Raw genomic sequence first — 25,487 nt, forward strand, 5'->3', positions numbered from 1 at the left:
ACACAGCCACGCCCGCACCTCAAGACGACATATCATCCGTGAATATGCTCGACGACTCCAGCGATTCTGCGTCGATCTTCGTGACGAAACGAAGATCGAGCACTGAAATCTCCAGATTAAGTAGCGCTTTCCACCAACAACCCATCAACGCGCTGGAAGCCCCGCGGTAGCTTATTGCCACGTCTCCCACGCTCGCCTTTGTAGTGCTCCAGATCATCTGGCTTGAGGGACAGCGTACGCTTGCCCGCCTGGAGCACCAAGGTGGCACCCTCGGGAATCACTGCCAAGTCGGTCACATATTCCTCACGACTGGCGACGCGCTCGCCCGGTATCCCGATGATCTTGTTGCCCTTGCCTTTGCCCAGTTGCGGCAGATCACTGATCTTGAACACCAGCAGACGGCCTTCGGTAGTCACCGCCGCCAGCCAGTTGTGCTCACGATCAGGCACCGGACGCGGCAGGATGACCTTCGCGCCAGCCGGAAGACTCAACAACGCCTTGCCGGCCTTGTTCTTGGCTTGCAGATCTTCGCCCTTCACCACAAAGCCGTATCCGGCATCCGAGGCAATGACGTACAGCGCTTCGTCGTCTGGCAGCAATACGCACTCGAACGTCGCTGCCGGCGGTGGCGTGAGACGGCCGGTCAACGGATCGCCCTGCCCCCGCGCCGACGGCAGAGTGTGCGCTGCCAGCGAATAGCTGCGCCCGGTTGAGTCGATGAACACCGCGAACTGATTGGAACGCCCCGCAGCAGCAGCCTTGAAGCCATCCCCCGCTTTGTAGGAAAGCCCCGTCGCGTCAATGTCATGTCCTTTGGCGCAACGCACCCAACCCTTTTCCGAAAGAACGACTGTCACCGGCTCAGTCGGCATCAGTTCGTTTTCGGACAGTGCCTTGGCTTCAGCGCGCTCGACGATTGGCGAACGTCGATCATCGCCATAGGTTTGGGCATCAGCGATCAGCTCGGAGCGCACCAGTTTGCGCAGCTTGGTCTCGCTGCCCAGCAGGGCTTGCAATTTGGCCTGTTCCTTGAGCAATTCGTCCTGTTCACCGCGCAGCTTCATTTCTTCCAGACGCGCCAATTGACGCAGACGGGTGTCGAGGATGTAGTCGGCTTGAATCTCGGAGAGCTCGAAACGTGCAATCAGCTCGGCTTTCGGGTGTTCGGCGGTACGGATGATGTGGATAACTTCATCCAGGTTCAGGTAGGCAGTGAGCAAGCCGTCCAACAGGTGCAGGCGACGCTCCACTTTGTCCAGACGGAACTGCAGACGCCGACGCACCGTGGTGATACGGAACTGCAGCCATTCGGACAGCAGCGCCTTCAGGTTCTTGAGTTGCGGCTTGCCGTCCAGGCCGATGATGTTGATGTTCACCCGATAGCTGGACTCCAGCTCCGTGGTGGCGAACAAATGTTGCATCAACTCCTCGGGATCGACGCGGTTGGAACGCGGAATGATCACGATGCGGCACGGGTGTTCGTGGTCAGACTCGTCCCGCAAGTCGGCGACCATCGGCAACTTCTTGGCCTGCATCTGCCCTGCGATCTGCTCCAGCACCTTGGCGCCGGACACTTGGTGCGGCAGCGCGGTCACGACGATGTCGCCATCCTCAACGCGATACACGGCGCGCATGCGCACCGAGCCACGACCAGTCTCGTAGATTTTCAGCAGGTCGGCGCGGGGGGTGATGATTTCCGCTTCGGTTGGATAATCCGGCCCTTGAACGTGCTCGCACAACTGCTCGATTGTCGCTTTCGGCTCGTCCAGCAGACGCACGCACGCCGAAGCGACTTCCCGCAGGTTGTGTGGCGGAACGTCGGTGGCCATGCCCACGGCGATACCGGTGGTGCCGTTGAGCAGGATATTCGGCAACCGAGCCGGCAAAACGGCCGGCTCATCGAGAGTACCGTCGAAGTTCGGCACCCAGTCCGCAGTGCCCTGGCCCAGTTCGGTGAGCAGCACTTCGGAATAACGCGACAAGCGAGCTTCGGTGTAACGCATGGCCGCGAAGGACTTGGGATCGTCCGGCGCACCCCAGTTACCCTGGCCGTCCACCAGGGTGTAGCGGTAGCTGAAGGACTGCGCCATCAGCACCATGGCTTCATAACAGGCCGAATCACCGTGGGGGTGAAACTTACCGAGCACGTCGCCGACGGTACGCGCCGATTTCTTGTGCTTGGCGTCCGCGTCCAGCCCCAACTCGCTCATGGCGTAGACAATGCGCCGCTGCACGGGCTTCAGGCCGTCGCCGATATGCGGCAAAGCACGGTCCATGATCACGTACATGGAGTAGTTGAGATAGGCCTGTTCGGTGAAGTCAGCCAGTGATCGGCGTTCTACGCCATCCAGGCTGAGGTCAAGGGAGTCGCTCATGCGGGCCTCATCATTTTGTCGTCTGACGCAGCAGCAATGTGCCACCGCGCTGGGTGAATTCGAGTTGTTTGATGGCGCTCATACCCAGCAGCACCTGATCGCCGTCCAGCCCGGGCACCACCAGGGCACGCACGTTGTTCAGGACGATATCGCCAATTTGCAGCCGGCCCAGCGTGGTCCTGAAAGCTTCGGTGCGGCCATTGGCCGTGCTCACCTCGACCCTGGCGCCGCGCTCGAGCCGCAGTTTTTTTGCCACCTGGTCGGGAATCGCGACATTGGTCGCCCCCGTATCAAGCATGAACTGCACCGGGTGAGCGTCGATCTCCCCGGTCATGACGAAGTGCCCCTGGCGATTGCTCACCAGTTGAACTTCGACGTAGCCGTCACCGTGCTGCGAGGTGACGCTGGTGTTCGGATTTTCCTGACGCTGCTCCCATTCACCGAAAAACCGCGTCGCCAGAAACAGCGCCGCGGCCCAGGCAATGATCATCATCAGACGCCCAGCGCGCTTGCCGGGGGGCGCCTGCGTCAAGGCTTGGCGCTCCAGCCACCCTCAGGCGCGGCGAAGCGCCAAACGACGGGCCGTTTTTCGCCGTCTGCGCGGGCACCGAAGTTATTGTCGATTCCCACCCACGCACCTTTGTCGTCTACGATCAGCGCTTCGGTCAGGCCATATGGCTGATCGTAGAGCCGGTTCGGTTGCAACGCTTCCCTGGCGAACGACCAGCAGGTCTCGAGCTGACCGGTTTCCAGCGTGCGTCGGCAGATTCGGTACGCGGAGCGCTCCAGGGTGAACAGCTTGCCTTTGTAAAGCGAGATATCGGAAAAGTCCTTGGCAACTGATTTGCCGCCCACTTGCGGAGGCAAGACATCATTGCCCGACTCCATTCGCAGGATACAACTGGCATTACACGCCCAACCGTCCTTGCCCAGATGCGCGGTCAACAAGCCACGCTTCTCCCGTTCGGCAGCCAGCCATAGCCGGTCACCTGCAGGACTCACGGCGATGCCTTCAAAGATCGCATTGAAGTGCTGAAGCATTCCGGCAGCCTGAGCCTCCTGCACCAGCTTTTTCGGCAGGTCGAGCCAGACCGGCGCGCCATCGACGGGCACCTTAAGCACCGTGGCGTAGGCCTCACTGACGAGATACCGATTGCCGGCCGTGTCACAGCTCACGCCCTCGAAGTCGAGATCACCACCACGAATCAGCGCCGCAGCCTTGGCCATGCCACGCAAGGTCGCAGACAGCCCGCCATCGGGAATCGGTGGAATCTCCAGAACCTGCGCCCGCGCTTTCCATACTGTCGCTGAGGTATCGAGGCTGTACAGCAGCGTGTCGTCGCGGTCGGAAACCGTCCACAGTACGCCGTTGCACCAGGCCAGGCCCGACAGGTTGCCGCCGATCATGTCGTCGACCGGATGTTCGGACAGCAGCTTGAGTTCCGGCAGTGGCGCGGCGAACAGTGGAGTGGCGGTCAGCAACAACGCTGCCAGCCAACCTCGCCTCAAACCAGCACCTCAGCCAGGTTGCCCTTGGATTCCAGCCAGATCTTGCGGTCGCCCGCGCGTTTCTTGGCCAGCAGCATGTCCATGATTTCGGAGGTAGCCTCGAAATCGTCGAGCGTCAGTTGCACCAGACGCCGGGTGTTCGGGTCCATCGTCGTTTCGCGCAGTTGCGGCGGGTTCATTTCACCCAGACCCTTGAATCGGGTGACCTGTGGTTTGCCGCGCTTCTTTTCAGCCACCAGCCGATCGAGAATCCCGTCCCGCTCGGCTTCGTCGAGGGCGTAGTAGATCTCCTTGCCCAGGTCAATCCGATACAGGGGCGGCATCGCAACATACACGTGACCGGCATCGACCAGCGGACGGAAATGCTGGACGAACAAGGCGCAGAGCAAGGTCGCAATGTGCAGGCCGTCGGAGTCGGCGTCGGCAAGGATGCAGATCTTGCCGTAGCGCAGTTGGCTCATGTCGGCTGCGCCCGGATCGACACCGATGGCAACCGCGATATTGTGAACCTCCTGACTGGCGAGCACTTCGCCGCCATCGACTTCCCAGGTGTTCAGGATCTTGCCGCGCAACGGCAGAATGGCCTGAAACTCCTTGTCCCGCGCCTGCTTGGCAGAACCGCCGGCAGAATCGCCCTCGACGAGGAACAGCTCGGCGCGCATCGGATCCTGCCCCGCGCAATCCGCCAGTTTGCCGGGCAGCGCCGGGCCCTGAGTGATGCGTTTGCGCTCGACTTTCTTGCTTGCCTTGAGGCGACGGCCCGCATTGTTGATCGCCAGTTCCGCCAACTGCATGCCCATTTCCGGGTGCGCGTTCAACCAAAGGCTGAAGGCGTCCTTGACCACGCCGGAGACGAACGCCGCAGCCTCACGAGAAGACAGTCGTTCCTTGGTCTGACCGGAGAACTGCGGCTCCTGCATCTTCATCGACAGGACAAACGCGATCCGCTCCCAGACGTCTTCCGGCGCCAGCTTCACACCGCGCGGTAGCAAGTTGCGGAACTCGCAGAACTCGCGCATCGCATCGAGCAGGCCCTGACGCAGACCGTTGACATGGGTGCCGCCCTGGGCTGTCGGAATCAGGTTGACGTAGCTTTCCTGAACGCTGTCGCCCCCTTCCGGCAGCCACAGCAGCGCCCAGTCGACCGCCTCTTTATTACCTGCGAACGCACCGCAGAACGGCTCGTCGGGCAAGCGCAGGGAGTCGGTGACTGAATCCTGCAGATACGAGCGCAGCCCGTCTTCGTAATGCCACTCGACTTTCTCGCCGGTGCTCTTGTCTTCGAAGCTCACCAACAGCCCCGGGCACAGAACAGCCTTGGCCTTGAGCACATGCTTGAGGCGGCTGACAGAAAACTTGGGGCTGTCGAAGTATTTGGGGTCCGGCGCAAAGTACACGCTGGTGCCGGTGTTTCGCTTGCCAACGGTGCCGACAACGGCCAGTTCCGTGGCCTTGAAGCCGTCGGCGAAGGTCATTTCGTACTCGTTGCCATCGCGCTTGACCCGCACCCGCACCTGGGTCGAGAGCGCGTTGACCACGGAAATCCCCACACCGTGCAGACCACCGGAGAACTGGTAGTTCTTGTTGGAGAACTTGCCGCCCGCATGCAGCTTGGTGAGGATCAACTCGACGCCCGACACGCCCTCTTCGGGGTGAATGTCCACCGGCATGCCGCGACCGTCGTCGGCCACTTCCAGGGAATTGTCGGCGTGAAGGATTACCTGTACCGACTTGGCGTGACCGGCCAGAGCTTCGTCGACGCTGTTGTCGATGACTTCCTGGGCGAGGTGGTTCGGCCGAGTGGTGTCGGTGTACATGCCCGGCCGCTTGCGGACCGGGTCGAGGCCCGAGAGGACTTCGATGGCGTCTGCGTTATAAGAGCTAGCGCTGGGATTGGCCATGGGGTCTCGTCATCAAGTCGTTCATGAAATTTCGGAGTGACACTGTTCTACATGTTTGTTTCAACAAAAGCTTCGGCCGGGCGCCTGGTTCAGAGCGCCGACAGGTCGATCGCCTGGAGCAGCTCCGGCGCGAAACCGGCAAAGCTCAGCAAAGCTGGCAGTCGGGAGGCAAAGCCCTGAAAACCGTGATCGCCACCGGCCTCGATGCGCAAGGCACAGGCCCGGTAGAACGTCTGGGCGCGCCGGTAATCCAGCGTCTCGTCCCCGGTTTGCAGCCACACTTGAATACGCTGCGGATCCTGCGGCGCGGGCACTTCGAGCTCAGCCAGCGCAGCCACATGATCGTGGGTCAGTTCCCAGCGTTCCCCGGTGTAGAGATTCTCTTGAGTGCCAAGAAAACCGTCGAATAGCTGGTGCGGGTTGACCGCCGGGTTGATCAGCACGGCCTTGAGGCCATGACGCTCAGCCAGGTGAGTCGCATAGTAGCCGCCGAGTGAGCTGCCGACCAGTAATGGCCGCCCGCCCAGTTCCTCGATCGCAGCCTCAAGCTGGAGCAGCGCCTGACGCGGGTGATGGTGCAGCTCCGGCACGCGCAGTTGTTCGCTCAACCCCAGGGCTTTCATCAGCTCAGCCAGTTGCGTGGCTTTCTTCGACATCGCCGAGCTATTCAGGCCATGTATATAAAGAAGGGTCGAGTGATCCGGGTTCACGATGTGGCCTCCAGAAGCAGCGATTGGTTATCCCCCTGCGCAAGAACACCTGCGCAGCGGCAAAGCCGCGCAGTTTACAGGGACAACTGCGCGAAGACTCGTTTGATGATGATTTGCTGCGAAATCAGGACATTTCCTTCAATACCCGGCGCCGCTGAGGTCGACCTCGAACAGATGGGCCGCAACGCGCGACACGCCGGTTTCAAGCTGACCGTCGTCGTACAGGCGCAGCCAGCGATAACCGGGCGCCAGCGAGTCCAGCGCGAAATCTTCGCTGTCGGGCGCGAACTGAATGCAGGTCGAGGGAGACGCCATCAACCGCAAACCCTGGCGGGACTGGTCGAATTCCTGGTGCACATGCCCCCAGAGCAGCGCCCTGGCCTGCGGAAAGCGCTCCAGCACTGAAAACAGCGCCTCGGGATTGCGCAGTCCTATCGGCTCCATCCACGCCGCGCCGATAGCAACGGGATGGTGGTGCAGACAGATCAAATGGTGGCGTTGTGGGGCTTCGCTCAAGGCCTGAGCGAGCAGTTGCAGCTGCTTGTCTTCCAGATAGCCCGGGACCGAGCCCGGTACAGCGGAGTCGAGCATTGTAATGCGCCAGTTGCCGACGTCCACAACGGGCTCGAGGAAGTCGCTCTGCTGGGCGGCAATCGCCATTTCGTGCAACTCGTCGTGATTGCCCGGCAGCCAGCGCTTGGGGGCATTGAGTCGTTCGCTCGACTCGCGGAACGCCTGATAGGACTCCACCGACCCGTCCTGAGACAGATCTCCCGTCGCCAGAATCAGATCGATATCCGACTGCTCCGCCAGCACCAGATCGACCACCGCATTCAGGCTGTCGCGCGTCGTCATGCCCAACAGTTTGCCGTCCGCTTCGGCGAACAGATGACTGTCAGACAATTGCACCAACAATACGGAGGACGAGTTTAAGGATGCGCTCGGCAATGGCCATCTCCTTGAGCAGATATGGCCGGATTATGGTGTCTACGAAGCGAGTCGGCAAACCCGGAAACAGGGCTGCAGTTCTCATTTGTGCAAAGACCTGCCGGTAGACGCAACGCCGTAGCGTCAAGCTTTGCCGGCGGCAGAAATCTCAAGGCCGCTTTTGTAGCAGCACGGCTTGCCGGCGGTAGCGATTTTACGGGCGCCACCGCCAGCAAGCCGGACGGCTACAGGATCGACCTGGCGATAGGTACGGGGTCAGCGAACCGCCTCGAACTCATGCCCGCACGCAAGGCAGTGGCTCAGCCATTCGCCGAGGAACAGATTGAGTTGGGCCTTTTCGTCCGGCTGATGCATGTCAGCGTTGGGGTACGGATAGATGCCGCGGAAGCGTCGAGCGTGTTCCGCACCGATGACCTCAGCCATGCGTGCGTCGTGGTACACCTGCACTTCCAGCACCGGAACCGGCAGCCAAGGCAGGCTGTGTTCCTGACGGACTAGCAGAGTAGAGGTATACGGGCAGTTCTGGACGACCTCGACGGCCAGCACGCCAAGCATTTGATCGCCCTGGGTGACCGCCACTCTCCGGGAACGTTGTTCGTTGCGCATGTCAGGTAACAGACGCATCAAGCGCGCGTAGTTGGCCTCGCAGGCTGCTTGCAGCCCGGCAAGATCAACACGATAGCGCTCGCGCAGAAGATTCACGACCACAGCCCCCTGATTTCGGCGCGATTAAGCGCCAGCCACTGTATTGCGATGATAGTTGCCGCATTGACGATGCGTCCGTCTTTCACAGCTTGCATCGCGTTATCGAACGACCAGACCGACACACGGATGTCCTCGGCCTCTTCCTCCAGACCATGGACCCCACCTGCCCCTTCACTCTCGCATTTACCCAGGTACAAGTGAACGAACTCGTTACTGCCACCGGGCGAAGGAAAGTATTTGGTGATCGGCCACAAGGCGCTGAAGACAAGCCCAGCTTCCTCTTGTCCTTCGCGGTGAGCAACCTCTTCAGGCTCCTCTTTTTTATCGATCAGGCCGGCGACCATTTCGATCAGCCATGGGTTGGGATGCTTGCCGACGACGCCGACACGAAACTGCTCGAGCAGCACCACCTCGTCGCGTTTGGCGTCGTAGGGAAGAACGCACACAGCGTCGTGACGCACGAACAGCTCGCGCTTGATCTCCGGACCCATGCCGCCATCGAACAGTTCATGGCGCAGGTGCAGGCGGTCCAGTTGATAGAAACCCTTGAAGCAGGTTTCGCGTTGGGTAATCTCGTGCTTCGTGGGTGTCGACTTCGAGCTATCGGTCATAAAATTTCTCACTGCAGAGCACTTGAGTCTTCGCGCCATCCTAACGTGCTGTGGCGCGGGATGCAGCCCCCTTTGAACTGGCAAATCCGGCAGTCAGGGTAGACGACGCAGGCGAAAGGCACTCTAATCCGCCCAGTGGCGAACTGATTGCGCCTGACGCAGTCGAAGCCTGTTGCCGTTACCTCCCTGTGATGGCCCTTTATGCCAACGCCAAGGATCAACATGTCGTTTCTGAAGATCATTTCAATGGCCTGCCTGGCCCTGATACTGGGCGCCTGCCAGAGCCTTTTTCAGCCCAATTACCGCAGTCCGCTGACCGTTCAGCGCGACGCCTCCGAGCTGATCAAACCCGGCTGCACCTCGGACGATTGCCCACTGGTGAACATCGACACCGTGCATTTTCCAGATGAGCCGAAGCTGGACGCCATCACTCAGCGCACTCTCCTGCAGCTGACCCGCAGCGACACCGACGGGCCGGTTCCGCCCACGCTCAAGGATTACCAGGAGCAATTCCTGAGCCGTGCCCAGGATCGCAACAGCAGCTATTTGCAGGCCAAGGTACGCGAGCAGCATGACGGTATCGTGGTTGTCGAGCTGTCGAGCTACCTGGACACCGGTGGCGCCCACGGCAACCCCGGCCGCGCCTTCATCAATTATTCCCGTCAACAGCAGCGCGTGCTGACGCTCAGCGACATGCTGGTGCCTGGCCAGGAAGCGGCGTTCTGGGACAAGGCCGAACTCGCGCATCAGGCCTGGCAGATCAGCGCCAAACTGGACAAGGACACCGAGTTCCAGAAGATGTGGCCATTCAAGCGAACTTCAAACATCGCCCTGACGTACGGTGCGGTGATCCTCAAATACCCGGTCACTACCATCGCGCCGTACGCCATGGGCCACATCGAGCTGAAGATTCCTTACCCGCAGCTCAACGGCATCATCAAACCGGAACTGTTCCCCGGCCGGAGCTGATCGCCTTACTCAACAGCATCTGCAACACGCCAGCCACGATCAGCGCTGGCAGTGTTGCACCGACGTTCGGGTACAGATTGGCCAGCAGGTGGTACGTGGAAATCCCGCCGAGCCAGGCGAGTAATGTCATCCAGCGCAGGCCTACCATCGCCGGGCCATGACTGCGTCGACGCAAGATGAAGTGATCCACCAGCACCACGCCGAACAGCGGCGCGAATACCGAGCCGATCAACAGCAGAAAATTCTGGTATTGGGCCAGTGGCGCGAAGCAGGCGATCAAGGTACAGATGATGCCGATCACCAGCGCCAGATGCTCAACTTTGGCCTTCAGCAGAATGCCGCTCGAGACCGCTGCCGAGTGAATGTCGGCGAAGGCGTTTTCCGACTCGTCGAGCAGAATCAACAACAGCGGAATTCCTATTCCGGCACCGGCCAGCGCCAGCAGCAATGCGTTCGCTTCGCCACTCGGCGCGAACGCCAGGGTGTAGGCAACGCCCAGGGTCATCAGCCAGAAGTTACCGATGAAGAAGCCCACCACGGTGCCCCCGAAGACGCCGGTCGCACGCTTGCCGAAGCGCGAGTAGTCGGCGATCAGTGGCAACCACGACAGCGGCATGGCAATCGCGATGTCGAAACCGACGGCGAACGGCAGCGAGCCATCTCCGGCCCGGGCCCATAAGGCAGACAGATCGGCTTTGGCGAACAGGTTCCAGGTCAACCAGACGCACGCTGCCAGCAACAGCCAGATGCCCCACTTGCGCAGAATCTGCCTTACGAATGTGAGCGGGCCGCTGACGGCAAGCAATGTGGCGAGTGCGCCGAAAATCAGCGTCCAGAGCAGCGGGTTGGCCCATAGGCTGGATTCGGAGAAAGCACCTGCGCCAAGCAGACTGGCGGCATCGCGCATGACGATGATTTCAAACGAGCCCCAGCCAACCAGTTGCAGCAAGTTGAGGATCGCGGGCACGGCAGCGCCATTGCTGCCCAGACTGAGTTTAAGCGCGGCCATGGATGACAGGCCGGTGTCGCTGCCGATCACGCCGACGGCCGCGAGCAGCAGAACGCCCACCAGTGTGCCGAGAAAGATGGCGAGCATCGAGCCAGACATGCCAAGACCGGGCGCCAGCAGAGCGCCGGTTTGCAAGACCATCAGGCCGATGCCGAGGGAGAACCAAAGGGAAAACAGATCGCGTCCACCGAATACCCGCTTGGCGGCGGGGACGGGGAGATCGGGTGAGTAGGTGCCGGGTGTGTTCACAGGGTGATCTCAGAGGAACGTTTGTTAGTTGTTTGCACGCCATGCCCTAGATGATCGTTCCCACGCTCTGCGTGGGAATGCGTGCCCGGACGCTCCGCGTCGCTTGTGACGCGGAGCGTCACCCAAGGCGTTACCACGCGGAGCGTGGAAACGATCATGTCAGGCCATACGGATCAAACCTTTTTGTACAGCTGACTGCCTTCCTGCTTGAACCGCTCAGCCTGCTCGCGCATGCCTTCGCCCACCGATAAATCCACCGCCTCGATCTTCTGATTCGCCGCGTACTCACGCACTTCCTGGGTGATCTTCATCGAGCAGAATTTCGGCCCGCACATGGAGCAAAAATGCGCGACCTTGGCCGAGTCTTTCGGCAGGGTTTCATCGTGATAGGAACGCGCGGTGTCCGGGTCCAGGCCGAGGTTGAACTGGTCTTCCCAACGGAACTCGAACCGCGCTTTGCTCAAGGCGTTATCGCGAATCTGCGCGCCCGGATGCCCTTTCGCCAAGTCAGCTGCGTGAGCGGCGATCTTGTAAGTAATGATCCCGGTCTTCACGTCATCCTTGTTCGGCAGGCCCAAGTGTTCCTTTGGCGTCACGTAGCAAAGCATGGCGCAACCGAACCAACCGATCATGGCGGCGCCAATGCCCGAGGTGATGTGGTCGTAGCCCGGTGCGATGTCGGTGGTCAGCGGGCCCAGGGTGTAGAACGGCGCCTCGTCGCAGCACTCCAACTGCTTGTCCATGTTCTCTTTGATCAGTTGCATCGGCACGTGGCCGGGGCCTTCGATCATGCACTGCACGTCGTGTTTCCAAGCGATCTTGGTCAGCTCACCGAGGGTTTCCAGTTCGCCAAACTGCGCTTCGTCGTTGGCGTCGGCAATCGAGCCCGGACGCAAGCCATCGCCCAGCGAGAAGCTGACGTCGTAGGCCTTCATGATTTCGCAGATTTCGTCGAAGTGGGTGTAGAGGAAGTTTTCCTTGTGATGCGCCAGGCACCACTTGGCCATGATCGAACCGCCACGGCTGACGATCCCGGTGACGCGTTTGGCGGTCAGCGGCACATAGCGCAGCAGCACCCCGGCGTGGATGGTGAAGTAGTCGACACCCTGCTCCGCCTGCTCGATGAGCGTGTCGCGGAACAACTCCCAGGTCAGGTCTTCGGCCACACCGCCGACTTTTTCCAGCGCCTGATAAATCGGCACCGTGCCAATCGGTACTGGGGAGTTGCGAATGATCCACTCGCGGGTTTCATGAATGTGTTTGCCGGTGGACAGATCCATCACGGTGTCCGACCCCCAGCGAATACCCCAGGTCAGTTTCGCCACTTCTTCTTCGATGGACGAGCCCAGCGCGCTGTTACCGATATTGCCGTTGATCTTCACCAGAAAGTTGCGGCCGATGATCATCGGCTCCAGCTCGACGTGGTTGATGTTGGCCGGAATGATCGCTCGGCCACGGGCGATTTCTTCGCGCACGAACTCGGGGGTGATTTCCTTGGGGATGCTCGCGCCGAAGCTGTGACCGGCGTGTTGCTGCTTCAACAGGCCCGCGGCGCGAGCCTCTTGCAGTTTCATGTTTTCTCGGATGGCGACGTATTCCATCTCGGCGGTGATGATGCCCTGACGCGCATAGTGCATCTGGCTGACGTTGGCACTAGCCTTCGCCCGACGCGGATTGCGCACATGGGCGAAACGCAGTTTGGTCAGCTCGGCATCGGCCAGGCGCTGCTGGCCAAAATCGGAGCTCAGGCCATCCAGTCGTTCGGTGTCGCCACGGGATTCGATCCACGCCGAACGCACATCGCCCAGGCCTTTGCGCACGTCGATAATGACGTTGGGGTCGGTGTAGGGACCCGAGGTGTCGTACACGCAAACCGGTGCATTGATCTCGCCTCCGAAGTCCGTGGGAGTGACGTCCAGGCTGATTTCGCGCATCGGCACACGGATGTCCGGACGCGAGCCCTGAACGTAGATTTTTTGCGAGCGGGTGAACGGCTGAACCGACCCCGAATCGACCTGGGCTGACTCACTCAGATTGGCGTTTTTTAGATTTGTACTCATCACGGGCTCTCCAGACATCATCCAGCGGCGAATGAATTGTCGGAGCGTGAGCCTGATTCGAACGGACGGATGCACCCTGATTGACACGGATGCTGAGAATCGAAAGGCGAGGACTGTTCAGAATTTGAACGAAGACGACCCCGGACGACACTCAAGAGGACTCGCCGGGAGACGAGAAATCTTGTTCCCTACGCAGGCGTTAACCTGATCAGGTTCAACGGGATCCGGATTATCCGATCTCAGCCTCATATCAAGGCACCCCGACAAGAACGACGCCAGTCTAGTCGCCGGGCAGGCCAAACGCCAAGCGCGGAATTCAAACGCTCGTTAAATGGCTGATTCACCTGATTGTTGCGACAATCTTCTGGAACTACACTCGCTACGTGGCGCCTTATGGTCTCAACAAGAATCGGCGCCTCCGATTTCACAGTTTCAATTACTAGGGAATGTCTATGCTGCGCAAACTTTCACTGGCCATTGCCGTGTCGTGTGCTTCAAATGCAATGGCCGGGGCAGCGGACTTGCCTATGCCGACCAAGACCGGTCTGGTGAGCGTATACCAGGAAGCGGTGAACAATAACGCCGATCTGGCCGCCGCTCGGGCCAGTTATGACGCGCAGAAAGAAATCGTGCCTCAGGCCCGCGCCGGCTTGCTGCCCAATATCTCCGGCGGCGCCGATGTGAACAGCACGCGGACCAAGATCGATGAGCCTTCGGCAGTGCTCAATCGCAGCGGGACCGTATATCGCGCTACCTTGAGTCAGCCTATCTTTCGAGCCGACCGCTGGTTCCAGCTCAAGGCGGCCAAGGACGTCAACGAGCAGGCCATCCTGCAACTTTCGGCCACCGAGCAAAACCTGATTCTGCAAAGTGCCGAGGACTATTTTTCGGTACTCCGCGCTCAGGACAATCTGGCCTCCACCAAGGCTGAAGAAGCCGCCTTCAAGCGCCAGCTGGATCAGGCCAATGAGCGTTTCGACGTAGGGCTTTCGGACAAGACCGACGTGCTGCAGGCGCAGGCCAGCTACGACACGGCTCGCGCGGCGCGGATCGTTGCCAAGCGTCAGGTGGACGACGCGTTTCAGGCGCTGATGACCCTGACCAACCGTGAATACAACTCCATCGAGGGCATCGTACACACGCTGCCAGTGCTTGCGCCGTCGCCGAATGACGCCAAGTCCTGGGTGGACACAGCGTCGCAGCAAAACCTGAATCTACTGGCCAGCAACTACGCCGTCAGCGCCGCAGAAGAAACCCTGCGCCAGCGCAAGGCCGGGCATGCTCCGACCGTCGACGCTATCGCTCAGTACGAGAAAGGCGACAACGATCCTCTGGGTTTCACGAACCCCAATTACACCGGCCAGAGCTTCCACGGCAGCGTCGAGCAACGCACCATCGGTCTGCAGGTCAACATTCCGATCTACAGCGGCGGGTTGACCAGCTCGCAAGTGCGCGAAGCCTACGCCCGCCTCAATCAGAACGAGCAGCAGCGCGAGGGCTTGCGTCGTCAGGTCGTGGAAAACACCCGAAACCTGCATCGCGCAGTCAATACCGACGTTGAACAGGTCCAGGCGCGCAAACAGTCGATCATCTCGAACCAGAGCGCACTGGAAGCCACGGAAATCGGTTATCAGGTGGGGACGCGCAACATCGTCGACGTGCTCGACGCGCAGCGCCAACTGTTTGCGTCGGTGCGTGATTACAACAACACTCGCTACGACTACATCCTCGATAACCTGCGCCTCAAACAGGCTGCAGGCACTTTGAGTCCGGGGGATTTGCAGGACCTGTCGCGTTATCTGAAAGCCGACTACAACCCGGATAAAGACTTCCTCCCGCCGGACCTGGCGAAGGAAGCGGCGAAGAATTTCGAGCGGCCCTCGGAGCGGTAAAACCTCCCGCCAGCTTAAGAAAAGCGACGCAATCTCGCTTCTGCCCGAAGGGCGTAGGAGCGCAGCTTGCTCGCGATCTGCCGGGGACCGGCAGCAAAACCAGACCACCTTGATTGTTCCAGGTGCAGCATAAACACAAGGTTTGCTGCCGCTGCGCAGCAGATCGCTGGCAAGCCAAGCTCCCACGGCCTTCGGCCAGAATCCAAAGCTGCTCAGCGGATGGACAACAACCGCCCGATCCCATCCAGCAATTTCTGCAATGCGCCCTGATTGGCCAGCATCACCGCCAATCCCGCGTCTGCCATCGTCTTCGCAGTGCCAGGCTGTTCGATCAATCGCTGAACAGCAGCCGCCAATTCCGCCGCATCGCTCACCTCTTCCAGCGCCCCGGCATTGCGCAGCATCGCGGCGATTTCGAGAAAGTTGAACAGATGTGGGCCACTCAGTACTGGCTTGTCCAGCGCCGCAGGCTCCAGAAGATTGTGTCCGCCGTTGGGGACCAGGCTGCCGCCGACGAATGCGATGTCGGCCAAGGCGTAGAGAAACAACAGTTCGCCCATGGTGTCACCGACCAGTACCGAAGTCTGTCCAGTGACGGGTTGGGCTGTGGAACGACGGACGCTGTTGAATCCCTGCTGCTGGCTCAACTCGAAGACGCTGTTGAAGCGCTCTGGATGGCGCGGCACGAGAATCAGCAGCGCGTCAGGATGGTTCGCCAGCAACGAGCGATGCGCCGACAACACCACGTCGTCTTCACCGGCATGAGTACTGGCGGCGATCCAGACAGGACGCTGCACGGCTTGCCACTCTTCGCGTTGCGCGGCGGCACGCTCAAGCAGTTGCGGGTCAATGGTCAGGTCGAATTTGATCGAGCCAGTTACCGTCACGCACTCCGGTCGTGCGCCCAAATCCCGAAAGCGCTGGGCTTCGGTTTCAGTCTGTACGGCAATCAGGCTCATCTCGGCCAGCATCGGCCGCGTCAGTTTGGCGAATCGTGCGTACCCTCGCGCTGAACGCTCCGACAGACGCGCGTTAGCAAGCACCGTCGGGATGCCACGTTTGGCGCACTGGTGGATGTGATTGGGCCACAACTCGGTTTCCATGATCACGCCGATTTTCGGCTGAATGTGATCGAGAAAACGCCCGGCCGCCCAGCCAAAGTCGTAGGGCAGGTAGCAATGCTGGACGCGAGGCTCGTTGGCGAACATCGACTGAATGCGCTCGGAGCCTGTTGGCGTCATGCAGGTGATAGTGATCGGCAACTGAGGGTAACGCGTCAGCAAGGCACGAATCATTGGGGCGGCAGCGATGCTTTCGCCGACAGAGACCGCATGAACCCAGATGCCCCCGCGTTGCATCGGTGGCAGGTCGCGGGCGAAGCGCTCGCCGATACGTTGCGCATACGCAGGCGCCTTGCGGGCGCGAAGCCACAGGCGCAGCGCGATCAGGGGTAAACCAAGGTGAAACAGGAAGCTGTAGAGGGTTCTATTCATGGGCGCGGAGTTTATCAGCCAATGGCCTTCAAATGATGGGTGAAACATTCAGCGAGCCAGCGGGCGGCAGGCCCGAGCGGTTCGTCGCGACGCCAGACCATTTCGACCACCAATGCCGGCGGCGTCCATTCGCTGCTCAGTTCGATCATCTGGTTTTGATAGGCGGGATACTGCACCACATGGCGCGGCAACCACGCCCAGCCAAGACCACGCATCAGCAGTTCGGCCATCACGTAGAAACTGTCGGCGCGCCAGACCTGAGGGCTCAACTGCTCACCGCCGGGATAGCCGCTTTGCTGGGGCGCGATGAGCAATTGTCGATGCCGCGCCAACTGCTGACGGCTGATCAAGGGCTCGTTCGCCAGCGGATGGTTGACCGCGCAGACCGTGACCATTTCCACACTGCCGAGCACTCGACGCTCAAGCGCCTCAGGCATCTGTTCGTGATGAAAGAGTAAGCCGAGGTCGGCGCGTCGCTCCAATAGCTTGCGCGCCACGTCTCCTTGAGCGCCGCTTGCCAGTTGCACTTCGACACCGGGAAAACGCTCATCCAGCGCCTCCAGACTGTCGAGTACCGGTTGATACGGCATGGCTTCGTCATGAGCCAGACGCAAGCGCGCTTCCTGGCCGCGCATCAAGGCCAGTGCTCGACCGTCGAGTCGATCGCATTGCCGAAGCAGTTCCCGCGCCTCTTCCAGCAACGCGCTCCCCGCTTCAGTCAGACGTGGCTGACGACCGCTGCTGCGATCGAACAGGCTGACCCCCAGATCGGCTTCCAGCATCGCGATCGCACTGCTAACTGCCGATTGCGCCCGCTTCAGATCCCGCGCAACCGCAGAGAACGAGCGCTGCTCAGCAATGCTGACGAACAGGCGAATCTGCTCCAGATTCCACTGCATGGTGCCCAACCTATCTATCAAATAGATGGGTAATGACTTTACCCCATCTGACTCATCACTAGAATGGCGAGCATTGAAGAAAGGAGTTACGCCATGTCTGCCTACTACCTGCTCGCGATTGCGATCTGCGCTGAGGTCATCGGCACCGTTTCCATGAAAGCCGTCAAAGGACTGAGCACGCCCCTGCCCCTATTGCTGGTAATCGTCGGTTATGCAGTGGCGTTCTGGATGCTGACCCTGGTAGTGCGCACCATTCCAGTGGGCGTGGCCTACGCGGTCTGGGCGGGAATGGGAATCGTCATGGTCAGCGTGGCCGCGTTGTTCATCTACGGTCAAAAACTGGACATGCCCGCCATCGCCGGCATGGGGCTGATCGTCGCGGGGGTCGTGGTGATTCAGCTGTTCTCGAAAACCGCGGGGCATTAATAAACCGTGTTCCCCTATAATGGCCGCATTCGTTTCGCCATTTGAGGTGCTCATGCCATCTGCCATATCCACTGACGTTCTGATTGTCGGCGCAGGCGTTGCCGGTCTTTGGCTCAACGCGCGCCTGCGTCGGCAGGGTTTTTCGACAGTCGTGGTAGAAAGCGCCAGTCTCGGCGGCGGGCAGACGGTCAAATCGCAAGGCATCATTCACGGCGGCGCCAAATACGCGCTACATGGTGCGCTGTCCGGCGCGTCGGAGGCCATCGCCGACATGCCTCGTCGCTGGCGCGAGGCACTGGCTGGCAAGGGCGAACTGAACCTGTCCGGTGTGCGCCTGCTTTCCGAAGCCCACTATCTCTGGTCGCCCGGCACCATCGCCGGCAATCTCACCAGCTTCTTCGCCAGCAAGGCCGTGCGCGGTCGTGTCGACCAGGTCAAGGGCTCCGACCTGCCACCCGCATTGCAAGACCCGCGCTTCAAGGGCAAGGTCTATCGCTTGGCCGAACTGGTGATCGACGTTCCCAGCCTCATAGAAAAACTCGCCGAACTTGCGGGGGACAGTCTGCTGGCGGGGGACACGATCGAGCCGCTGCTGCATGAGGGCGAACTGGTCGGCCTGCGGGTCGACGGCCGCGACATTCATGCACAGCGCGTGGTTCTGAGCGCGGGCGGCGGGACTGCCGATCTGCTCAAGACGCTGAACGTCAGCCAGCCGGCCATGCAGCGCCGCCCGCTGCACATGGTCATGGTCAAAGGCCCGACACTCAAACCGCTTTATGCGCATTGCTTGGGCGGCGGGCCAAAGCCGCGCATTACGGTCACCACGCATCCGGCGGCCAATGGCGAGTGGGTCTGGTATCTGGGCGGCGATATTTCAGAAGCCGAAGGCGTCGCTCGCAACCCGGCTGAGCAAATCGATGCGGCGAAAAAAGAGCTCTCTCATCTGCTGCCTTGGGTCGACCTCAGCCAGGCTCAGTTCGCCACCTTGCGAGTCGACCGCGCAGAACCTCAGCAGACCGGGCTCGTTCGTCCGGACAACGCCTTTCTCGACGTTCAGGGTCGCCTGATGGTGGGCTGGCCGACCAAGCTGGCGCTGGCGCCGGATTTCGCTGATCGCGTATTGGCCTCGCTGTCACGGGATGACATCCATCCGATCCCGCAACTGCCCTACAAAGACCTGCCCAAGCCTCCGCTGGCCAAACCCGTGTGGGACGTACTGCTGCCATGAAAACCCTGCACGATTTGCATCGGCCGCTGGGCAACCTCGGCATCGAGGTTTCTCCCATCGGATTGGGGACGGTCAAGCTGGGTCGCGACCAAGGCGTGAAGTACCCCAACGGCTTCACCATCCCGGACGATAACGAAGCCCAAATGTTGTTGAAACAGGCCCGGGACCTGGGCATCAATCTGATCGACACGGCCCCTGCCTACGGTCGCAGTGAAGAGCGNAGCAAGGTTGGCGAAGAATTCGAATCAGGACAGTCGAGCCACGACTTCAGCGCCACGCACACCCGGATGTCAGTGGAGCGCAGCCTGAAACGTCTGGAAACGGACTTCATCGATCTGGTGCTGGTGCATTCCGACGGCAATGACCTGCATGTGCTCAATGAATGCGGTGTGTACCAGGCGCTGGCTGACCTTAAGCGCGAAGGCAAGATTCGTGGCTTCGGCTTCTCGGGCAAAACCGTCGAGGGTGGGCTGCTGGCGCTGCAGGAAGGTGACTGCGCCATGGTGACGTACAACCTGAACGAACAAGGCGAAAAACCGGTCCTCGACTACGCTGCTGCTCACGGCAAAGGGATTCTGATCAAAAAAGCCTTGGCCAGCGGGCACGTATGCCGCAGTCCCGGTGTCGATCCAGTGCAGGCCAGTTTCGAGCTGCTGTTTGCACATCCCGGTGTCACCGGTGCTATCGTCGGCACCATCAATCCGTTACATCTGGCCCATAACGTGGCGACTGCCGCCAAAGTGATCCGCCATCACACCTGATGTGGGCGGCCGACCCCAACGCAAGAAGGAGCCGATATGCCGCGAACCCTGATTCGGAAAAACCCCAGCAACTTCAAAACCCTGCCGCTGTTCGTCGAAGCCACTCCCGAAAGCCTGAGTTACCAGAGCGTCGGGATGCCGCTGAATTTTTCCCAGACCCTGTCCCGTCGTCGCAAGATCGAAGTGGAGAACAGTGAGCGTTTTTCCACGGAGCTTGCCAACCTCGGGGTGTCAGTACGGCTGACACTCAACTGGCAGAACCGCGATTATTGGGTGCTGGTGCGCCAGCGTCGGCAGGATCGTGGCGACGTTGTGCTGAAACTGATATCCGGCTACGTCCCGGCCCATGAACTGAACCTGCCTCTGCACACGGCGATTCAGGAAGTGGCCGAGGAATGCCTGATCGAAACACCACAGGGCTGGCTCGGCGGGCGTTTCAACGACACTTGGCTCCCGGCACCCTACGCTGCGGCCCTGCACTACCGCGAGGCCATGCCGTTCCGCCTGAGTCCGCTCTCCGGCGCGGCCCGTCCCGTGCGCTGCGGCAGCATGACCCTGATCGAGCGCCCGCGTGCTTATGTCCATCTTCCGACTGCGTCGCTGCAACTGATCTACGACATGCGTCTGGACGTGCCCAAGGAAGCGCGCCCACTGAGCCTGTTTCACGTCGACGAAAGTCTTGAGAACGATCAATTGGTCGCCCGCCTCAACCGCAGTAAACCGGATCTGTACCTGATGCCGTTGGAAAACGGCTCGCCGCTACCAGAGCTGTACACCCTCAAGAACGACAAGCTGTCGCCTGCGAGTACGCGAGGGCTTTATCTGGCAGAAAGTTTTGCGGCGCAGGAAGGCTGGGTCGTGCGCGATGAACGAATTCGCTGGAAGGACTGGCTGCTGCAGCAGGGGATGACACCGCCGAAGGCGCCGAAAACCGGAATCAAACGACGGTTGAAAGTGGGCGCCAAGCAACTGCTGCGCATGGCGCGCAAGACCTTGCACAAGACCTGACTTACAGGGACATGGCGTCCCTATAGCAGTCCGGCCGGGCTGCTACAGAGTGTTCACTGCCGATCAAACGAGTGAAAGACTATCACTGCCCGCGAATCTTCTCGACAATGGCGGTGGTCGAGCTGTTTTCCACCAGCCCCAGCACCCGCACTTCACCACCATACGCCTGGACGATGGGTGCACCGACCACTTGATCGACGCTGTAGTCACCGCCCTTTACCAGCACATCCGGCTTGACGTGAGTCAGCAGATTTTCCGGCGTGCCTTCCGGGAAGCTGATCACCCAGTCCACGGCGCCCAGACCCGCGAGAACGGCCATGCGTCGATCAACGCTGTTGATCGGGCGGCCCGGCCCTTTGAGTCGGCTGACCGAAGCGTCGTCGTTCACAGCAACGATTAGACGATCGCCCTGCGCACGAGCCTGTTCGAGGTAGGTGACATGGCCAGCATGCAGAATGTCGAAGCAGCCGTTGGTGAATACGATCTTCTCGTTGTGCGCCCGGGCGTCATCGATTGCCAGCAGCAGTTGATCGAGGGTCAAGACGCCGCGCTCGGAGCCTTCGGCTCGCTGGATGGCTCGGCGCAGTTCCGGGGCGCTGATCGCCGCAGTACCCAGTTTACCCACGACGATACCCGCTGCCAGGTTTGCCAGCGCCACCGCGTGCGGCAACTCTTCGCCTGCCGCAATGGCGGCGGCCAGTGTAGAAATGACGGTATCGCCAGCGCCGGTCACGTCGAACACCTCACGGGCCCGGGCCGGCAGATGCAGCGCATGCTGATCGGGGCGCAGCAAGGTCATGCCGTGCTCCCCACGAGTGACCAGCAAAGCGCCCAGTTCGAGGTCAGCCATCAGCTTCGCGCCTTTGGCAACGAGTTCGGCCTCATCGGCACAATGGCCAACGATGGCTTCAAATTCGCTGAGGTTCGGCGTAATGACAGTAGCGCCGCGATAGATCGCGAAGTCTTTGCCCTTAGGGTCCGCCAGAACCGGAATGCCGCGATCACGCGCAGCCTTGATCAGCACCTGATGGTTCTTCAGGGCGCCTTTGCCGTAATCGGACAGAACCAATACCTTGACACCATCGAGCAGCGACTCGACTTCTTCGCTCAAAGCCTGCGCATCGGTGGCGAAGGGCTCTTCGAAATCGATGCGCAGCAATTGCTGATGACGACTCATGACGCGCAGCTTGACGATGGTGGGCTGATGCGCAATACGCTGAAAGCGTGCCGTCACTTTGGCGGCCTTGAGGCTGTTACTCAGACTGTCGGCGGCCTCGTCTTCTCCGGTCACACCGACCAGCGAAGCCTTGGCGCCCAGCGCGGCGATGTTCAGGGCCACGTTGGCAGCGCCGCCCGGACGATCTTCGATCTGATCGACCTTGACCACCGGCACCGGAGCCTCGGGCGAAATCCTGGAGGTACCGCCATGCCAGTAGCGGTCGAGCATGACATCGCCCACTACCAGAACTGGTGCCTGATCGAAACGCGGCATGGACAACTTCATCGAACAACCCGTAACTAAGAATGAACAGGGGCGGAATCTTAGCACAGGGTTTGCGAAGGCTTGAGGCCTTGGGGAAAAGTCGCTGTGGCGGCAGCAATATCAAAGCCTGCGGGAGCTGGCTTGCTGGCGAAAGTGGTTTGTCAGCGATAACACTGTCGACTGAACAAACTGCATTCGCCAGCAAGCCGGCTTCCACCACCGCAGCACCAGATGCTGGGGCGCCGCGTTAAACAGCTCCGACCGGCGCAGGCTCATCCAGCCCCATCGCGTGGAGGCGGGCGTAATAGCCGTTCAGAGCCAACAACTCGGCATGCGTGCCGCGCTCAACGATACGTCCCTGATCCATGACAAGAATCAGGTCTGCGCGCTCGATGGTCGACAGACGGTGCGCAATCACCAGTGTGGTACGCCCTTTCATGACGTGATCCAGCGCTGCCTGAATGTGCCGCTCGGACTCGGTATCCAGTGCCGACGTCGCTTCATCGAGAATCAGCAACGGCGCGTTCTTCAGCAACGCCCGGGCTATCGCCAGACGCTGGCGCTGACCACCGGACAACAGGACACCGTTTTCACCCACCTGAGTATCGAAACCCTCAGGCAACTGATCGATGAATTCCTTGGCGTAAGCGTCGGCTGCCGCTGCTTCGATATCCGCCCGTGGCGCACCGGCCAGATCGCCGTAAGCAATGTTGTTGGCAACGCTGTCGTTGAACAGGGTCACGTTCTGGTTCACCTGAGCGACGTGTCTGCGCAGGTTGCGCAGGCGATAGTCTTCGATCTCCACGCCATCGAGCAGGATCTGCCCGGAGGTGTGGTGATAGAAACGGGGAATCAGGTTGGCCAGCGTCGACTTGCCGCTACCGGAACGCCCCACCAGTGCGATCATCTGCCCCGGAGCTGCCGAGAAATTGATGTCGTGCAGCACCTGACGCTCGGTTTCCGGGTACGTGAAGCTCAGGTTGCGGACTTCAAGATGCCCGTTGACCCGCTCCAGCTCGACGGTACCGGTGTCGACTTCGGGCTCGACATCCAACTGTTCGAAGATACTTTCAGCACCCGCCACACCTTTCTGGATGGTCGAGCTGACTTCCGACAATTGACGAATGGGCTTGGGCAGCAAACCGGCGGCAGTGATGTACGCCACCAGATCGCCCGCCGTAGCATCTCCCCGGAGCCACAGCACAAGAAACATCAGCACGGCCATGGCGGTGTAGATCACCAGTTGCAGCATCGGCGTATAGATGGCGCCGGTCTTGGTCATGCGCAGCTGTTTGTCGGTGTTGCTGGTACTGGCCTTGGCGAAACGCTCTTCTTCGTACTTTTCGCCGCCGAAGCTGCGCACGACGCGATAGCCCTGAATGGTTTCCGAGGCGACGTGCGTTACATCGCCCATCGCCACCTGGATTTTCTTGCTCTGTTTACGGAATTTCTTGCTCGAGCTTCCCACCATGAAAGCGATCAGCGGCAGGATGGCGAGCATCACGATGGTCAGTTTCCAGTTCATCCATACCAGATAGAAGAACAGGAAAACGATGGTCAGGCCTTCACGAATCACCACCTTGATCGCATCGGTCGCCGCACCGGTGACCATGGTCACGTTGAAGGTGATACGCGAAATCAGATGCCCGGAGTTGTGTGTATCGAAATAACGGTTTGGCAGGACCAGCAACTTGTTGAAAAGCTCGACACGCAAGTCATGCACCAGGCCCAGCGAGACCTTGGCCAGGAAATAGTTACCCAGATAAGACCCCAGCCCCTGCCATGCCGCAATCAGCACGATCAGCAAGGGTACGGCCTGCAACAGTTGCAGATCCTTGAGGTAGGGCACGTCAGGAAACAGCGCCGCTTCAGGGTTGGTCAGTCCATCGACGAAATATTTGAGAATGCCTGCCAGCATCGGCTGGGTCGAGGCGAAGATCACGAAACCGATGATGCTGAGCAAAAAGATGCCTACGTAAGGTTTTACGTAATTCAGCAGTCGGAAGTAGATTTTCATGCTGGAGCTTTGTCCGTTATCGGACGGCGCGTTACTCATCGTAAAGCTCGCTGGTTGAATTGAACGCGGGATTTTATCACAGCCGTGGCCCATGCCCCGCGCCCATACCAGGACGCTGGTCAATCCGATGGGCAACCAACTGATGAACCATTCGGCCCTCGGCGACCCCGTCAGGCTGGCGGCGTCGAACTGCATTGCGAACGTTGAAAACACCCATATGCCCATCATGCAGCGGCCCAGCGCCGTCTCCCGGGCACGCCAGGATTCCCATAACACTGTAAGCCAGATAGCTGCCCACAAAAGCATCCCTGGCAAACCGAGTTCGATGGCCACGTGGGTGAAGAGATTGTGCGAGTGATCGAATCGCATCCCGTCGGCAATCACCACCTTGTAGTCGCTTCCCAGGCCCAGACCTGCCCACGGATGCTGGCTGATCATCTTCACCACCGCGGCGAAGATCTCAGGGCGATAGGAGGAGCCCCGCGCCAACATCAACGATTCCATCAGCCAGAACCCGATCATGGCCCCCACGATGGTCGCGCCCGACACCCACCAGGCGCGGCGGTCTCGCCACCACAACGGCAGCACGGTCAAGCTCAGCACCAGAGCCAGGACGGCGCCACGACTCTGTGACATCACGACAAACGCTGCAGACCAAAGCAGCCCGATCCCCCACAGGATCCGCATCTCTCGCCGTTGAGGCGGTAACATCAATGTCCAGATGGCGGCCACCCCTATGACGTAAGCGCCAAGGATGGGATGGCTCAGTTCACCGATGCCTTCGGCCCTTGTCAGCAACGGGTGGTGTTCCAGACCGTAGAACTTGACGATGGAAACGCCGGCAGCGATTGCCATTCCGGCGCCAGACCACTTCAGTAGCCTCAGGACCAACTCAGGGCGAGCCCCTCCCAGAATCGGAAAAAAAAGAATGAACACGGCTATATAGAGCAATCGCTTGAATTCGCGGTCCAGATCTTCGGCATGACTCCAGGACAAACTGATCGTCGCCCAGCCTGCGAGAAGCAATAGCAGCACGCACAACAACCGCTGGGTTCGCCAGAACTCTCTTACATAACTGCGCGCTGACCACCCCATTGCGATGGCAGGCAACCAGAGCAGAGCGACCAGCCCCTGCTGGTAGACTTTATTGGCAGGAGCGAATGCGACAGCCAGTACAAACCAGAGAAAACCACAGGACAGCAAGGCTTGACACCAGCGATTTGAATGCATCGTT

At 60.2% G+C, this 25,487-nt stretch carries 20 protein-coding genes, 2 pseudogenes and 1 riboswitch; of the genes and pseudogenes, 7 read left to right on the top strand and 15 right to left on the bottom strand.

All coding sequences use genetic code 11. From position 1 onward, the window contains the following. Positions 1-116 precede the first annotated feature (116 nt). The 8 genes from parC to D3M70_RS22300 form a co-directional block, all read right to left on the bottom strand. Positions 117-2,375, bottom strand: a complete 2,259-nt coding sequence (gene parC, locus D3M70_RS22265) for a DNA topoisomerase IV subunit A (RefSeq protein WP_120127793.1) — start codon at positions 2,373-2,375, stop codon at positions 117-119. A gap of 10 nt (positions 2,376-2,385) precedes the next feature. Continuing rightward, positions 2,386-2,868, bottom strand: coding sequence for a TIGR02281 family clan AA aspartic protease (locus D3M70_RS22270; protein ID WP_177418469.1), 483 nt, complete (start codon positions 2,866-2,868; stop codon positions 2,386-2,388). Between the two features lie 35 nt (positions 2,869-2,903). Then, the gene (locus D3M70_RS22275) at positions 2,904-3,884 is read right to left on the bottom strand and encodes an esterase-like activity of phytase family protein (RefSeq protein WP_120127795.1); all 981 of its coding nucleotides are present in this window, start codon (positions 3,882-3,884) and stop codon (positions 2,904-2,906) included. Then, positions 3,881-5,785, bottom strand: coding sequence for a DNA topoisomerase IV subunit B (gene parE / locus D3M70_RS22280; RefSeq protein WP_120127796.1), 1,905 nt, complete (start codon positions 5,783-5,785; stop codon positions 3,881-3,883). Before parE ends, D3M70_RS22275 begins: the two co-directional genes overlap by 4 nt. An 89-nt stretch (positions 5,786-5,874) precedes the next feature. Continuing rightward, complete coding sequence (locus D3M70_RS22285) at positions 5,875-6,441, bottom strand: YqiA/YcfP family alpha/beta fold hydrolase (protein ID WP_256659975.1); 567 nt, start codon at positions 6,439-6,441, stop codon at positions 5,875-5,877. Between the two features lie 192 nt (positions 6,442-6,633). Next, complete coding sequence (gene cpdA / locus D3M70_RS22290) at positions 6,634-7,443, bottom strand: 3',5'-cyclic-AMP phosphodiesterase (protein WP_120127798.1); 810 nt, start codon at positions 7,441-7,443, stop codon at positions 6,634-6,636. A 255-nt stretch (positions 7,444-7,698) separates the two neighbouring features. After that, positions 7,699-8,151, bottom strand: coding sequence for a DUF1249 domain-containing protein (locus D3M70_RS22295; protein WP_081563841.1), 453 nt, complete (start codon positions 8,149-8,151; stop codon positions 7,699-7,701). After that, complete coding sequence (locus D3M70_RS22300; protein WP_120127799.1) at positions 8,142-8,759, bottom strand: NUDIX domain-containing protein; 618 nt, start codon at positions 8,757-8,759, stop codon at positions 8,142-8,144. The genes D3M70_RS22295 and D3M70_RS22300 overlap by 10 nt, the downstream gene beginning before the upstream one ends. A 222-nt stretch (positions 8,760-8,981) precedes the next feature. Here D3M70_RS22300 and D3M70_RS22305 point away from each other — a divergent pair, with 222 nt between their 5' ends. Next, on the top strand, positions 8,982-9,728 hold the full coding sequence (locus D3M70_RS22305; RefSeq protein ID WP_120127800.1) for an RsiV family protein: 747 nt from the start codon (positions 8,982-8,984) through the stop codon (positions 9,726-9,728). On the opposite strand, the gene cytX is transcribed toward D3M70_RS22305, so the two are convergent. Together cytX and thiC are read right to left on the bottom strand one after the other, a co-directional pair. Beyond that, positions 9,697-10,986 (bottom strand): putative hydroxymethylpyrimidine transporter CytX, encoded by a 1,290-nt coding sequence (gene cytX / locus D3M70_RS22310; protein WP_120127801.1) that lies wholly within the window; start codon positions 10,984-10,986, stop codon positions 9,697-9,699. The genes D3M70_RS22305 and cytX overlap by 32 nt on opposite strands. A 173-nt stretch (positions 10,987-11,159) precedes the next feature. After that, on the bottom strand, positions 11,160-13,046 hold the full coding sequence (gene thiC, locus D3M70_RS22315) for a phosphomethylpyrimidine synthase ThiC (RefSeq protein WP_120127802.1): 1,887 nt from the start codon (positions 13,044-13,046) through the stop codon (positions 11,160-11,162). A 168-nt stretch (positions 13,047-13,214) separates the two neighbouring features. Next, positions 13,215-13,319, bottom strand: a riboswitch (TPP riboswitch). 179 nt (positions 13,320-13,498) lie between these two features. Here thiC and D3M70_RS22320 point away from each other — a divergent pair. After that, positions 13,499-14,938 (top strand): TolC family outer membrane protein, encoded by a 1,440-nt coding sequence (locus D3M70_RS22320; RefSeq protein WP_120127803.1) that lies wholly within the window; start codon positions 13,499-13,501, stop codon positions 14,936-14,938. 212 nt (positions 14,939-15,150) lie between these two features. On the opposite strand, the gene waaA is transcribed toward D3M70_RS22320, so the two are convergent. Both waaA and D3M70_RS22330 read right to left on the bottom strand, forming a co-directional pair. Continuing rightward, a complete protein-coding gene (gene waaA / locus D3M70_RS22325; protein ID WP_120127804.1) occupies positions 15,151-16,431 on the bottom strand; it encodes a lipid IV(A) 3-deoxy-D-manno-octulosonic acid transferase in 1,281 nt (426 codons plus the stop codon). A gap of 14 nt (positions 16,432-16,445) precedes the next feature. After that, positions 16,446-17,330, bottom strand: coding sequence for a LysR family transcriptional regulator (locus D3M70_RS22330; protein WP_120127805.1), 885 nt, complete (start codon positions 17,328-17,330; stop codon positions 16,446-16,448). Between the two features lie 93 nt (positions 17,331-17,423). Here D3M70_RS22330 and D3M70_RS22335 point away from each other — a divergent pair, with 93 nt between their 5' ends. From D3M70_RS22335 to D3M70_RS22350, 5 genes and pseudogenes are all read left to right on the top strand, one after another. Then, positions 17,424-17,756 (top strand): multidrug efflux SMR transporter, encoded by a 333-nt coding sequence (locus D3M70_RS22335; RefSeq protein ID WP_081563833.1) that lies wholly within the window; start codon positions 17,424-17,426, stop codon positions 17,754-17,756. Positions 17,757-17,808: 52 nt separating this feature from the next. Further along, positions 17,809-18,984 (top strand): FAD-binding oxidoreductase, encoded by a 1,176-nt coding sequence (locus tag D3M70_RS22340; RefSeq protein WP_120127806.1) that lies wholly within the window; start codon positions 17,809-17,811, stop codon positions 18,982-18,984. Continuing rightward, the coding region (locus tag D3M70_RS33560; protein ID WP_256659976.1) for an aldo/keto reductase at positions 18,981-19,204 on the top strand (224 nt) is incomplete at its 3' end. The genes D3M70_RS22340 and D3M70_RS33560, both read left to right, overlap by 4 nt. Position 19,205: 1 nt before the next feature. Further along, positions 19,206-19,745, top strand: a pseudogene (locus D3M70_RS22345) (aldo/keto reductase); the annotation flags it as partial. A 36-nt stretch (positions 19,746-19,781) separates the two neighbouring features. Then, a complete protein-coding gene (locus D3M70_RS22350; protein WP_120127808.1) occupies positions 19,782-20,753 on the top strand; it encodes a metal ABC transporter ATPase in 972 nt (323 codons plus the stop codon). Positions 20,754-20,835: 82 nt separating this feature from the next. Here D3M70_RS22350 and hldE read toward each other — a convergent pair whose 3' ends face one another. The 3 genes and pseudogenes from hldE to D3M70_RS33990 form a co-directional block, all read right to left on the bottom strand. Then, positions 20,836-22,257, bottom strand: a complete 1,422-nt coding sequence (gene hldE, locus D3M70_RS22355) for a bifunctional D-glycero-beta-D-manno-heptose-7-phosphate kinase/D-glycero-beta-D-manno-heptose 1-phosphate adenylyltransferase HldE (RefSeq protein ID WP_120127809.1) — start codon at positions 22,255-22,257, stop codon at positions 20,836-20,838. A 226-nt stretch (positions 22,258-22,483) separates the two neighbouring features. Further along, positions 22,484-24,292, bottom strand: coding sequence for a lipid A export permease/ATP-binding protein MsbA (gene msbA / locus D3M70_RS33565; protein WP_256659977.1), 1,809 nt, complete (start codon positions 24,290-24,292; stop codon positions 22,484-22,486). A gap of 264 nt (positions 24,293-24,556) precedes the next feature. Beyond that, a pseudogene (locus tag D3M70_RS33990) lies at positions 24,557-25,483 on the bottom strand (O-antigen ligase family protein); the annotation flags it as partial. Positions 25,484-25,487: the final 4 nt, after the last annotated feature.

The organism is Pseudomonas sp. LS-2, from assembly GCF_003605735.1.
Taxonomy (GTDB): domain Bacteria; phylum Pseudomonadota; class Gammaproteobacteria; order Pseudomonadales; family Pseudomonadaceae; genus Aquipseudomonas.

Excerpts from the sequence above, each read along its gene's own strand:
- D3M70_RS22285 (WP_256659975.1), bottom strand. The coding sequence starts at position 6,441 with ATGTCGAAGAAAGCCACGCAACTGGCTGAGCTGATGAAAGCCCTGGGG.
- parE (WP_120127796.1), bottom strand. The coding sequence starts at position 5,785 with ATGGCCAATCCCAGCGCTAGCTCTTATAACGCAGACGCCATCGAAGTC.
- D3M70_RS22300 (WP_120127799.1), bottom strand. The coding sequence starts at position 8,759 with ATGACCGATAGCTCGAAGTCGACACCCACGAAGCACGAGATTACCCAA.
- D3M70_RS22320 (WP_120127803.1), top strand. The coding sequence starts at position 13,499 with ATGCTGCGCAAACTTTCACTGGCCATTGCCGTGTCGTGTGCTTCAAAT.
- D3M70_RS22270 (WP_177418469.1), bottom strand. The coding sequence starts at position 2,868 with ATGATGATCATTGCCTGGGCCGCGGCGCTGTTTCTGGCGACGCGGTTT.
- thiC (WP_120127802.1), bottom strand. The coding sequence starts at position 13,046 with ATGAGTACAAATCTAAAAAACGCCAATCTGAGTGAGTCAGCCCAGGTC.
- D3M70_RS22330 (WP_120127805.1), bottom strand. The coding sequence starts at position 17,330 with ATGCAGTGGAATCTGGAGCAGATTCGCCTGTTCGTCAGCATTGCTGAG.
- parC (WP_120127793.1), bottom strand. The coding sequence starts at position 2,375 with ATGAGCGACTCCCTTGACCTCAGCCTGGATGGCGTAGAACGCCGATCA.
- D3M70_RS22340 (WP_120127806.1), top strand. The coding sequence starts at position 17,809 with ATGCCATCTGCCATATCCACTGACGTTCTGATTGTCGGCGCAGGCGTT.
- D3M70_RS22305 (WP_120127800.1), top strand. The coding sequence starts at position 8,982 with ATGTCGTTTCTGAAGATCATTTCAATGGCCTGCCTGGCCCTGATACTG.
- msbA (WP_256659977.1), bottom strand. The coding sequence starts at position 24,292 with ATGAGTAACGCGCCGTCCGATAACGGACAAAGCTCCAGCATGAAAATC.
- waaA (WP_120127804.1), bottom strand. The coding sequence starts at position 16,431 with ATGAATAGAACCCTCTACAGCTTCCTGTTTCACCTTGGTTTACCCCTG.
- D3M70_RS22335 (WP_081563833.1), top strand. The coding sequence starts at position 17,424 with ATGTCTGCCTACTACCTGCTCGCGATTGCGATCTGCGCTGAGGTCATC.
- D3M70_RS22350 (WP_120127808.1), top strand. The coding sequence starts at position 19,782 with ATGCCGCGAACCCTGATTCGGAAAAACCCCAGCAACTTCAAAACCCTG.
- hldE (WP_120127809.1), bottom strand. The coding sequence starts at position 22,257 with ATGAAGTTGTCCATGCCGCGTTTCGATCAGGCACCAGTTCTGGTAGTG.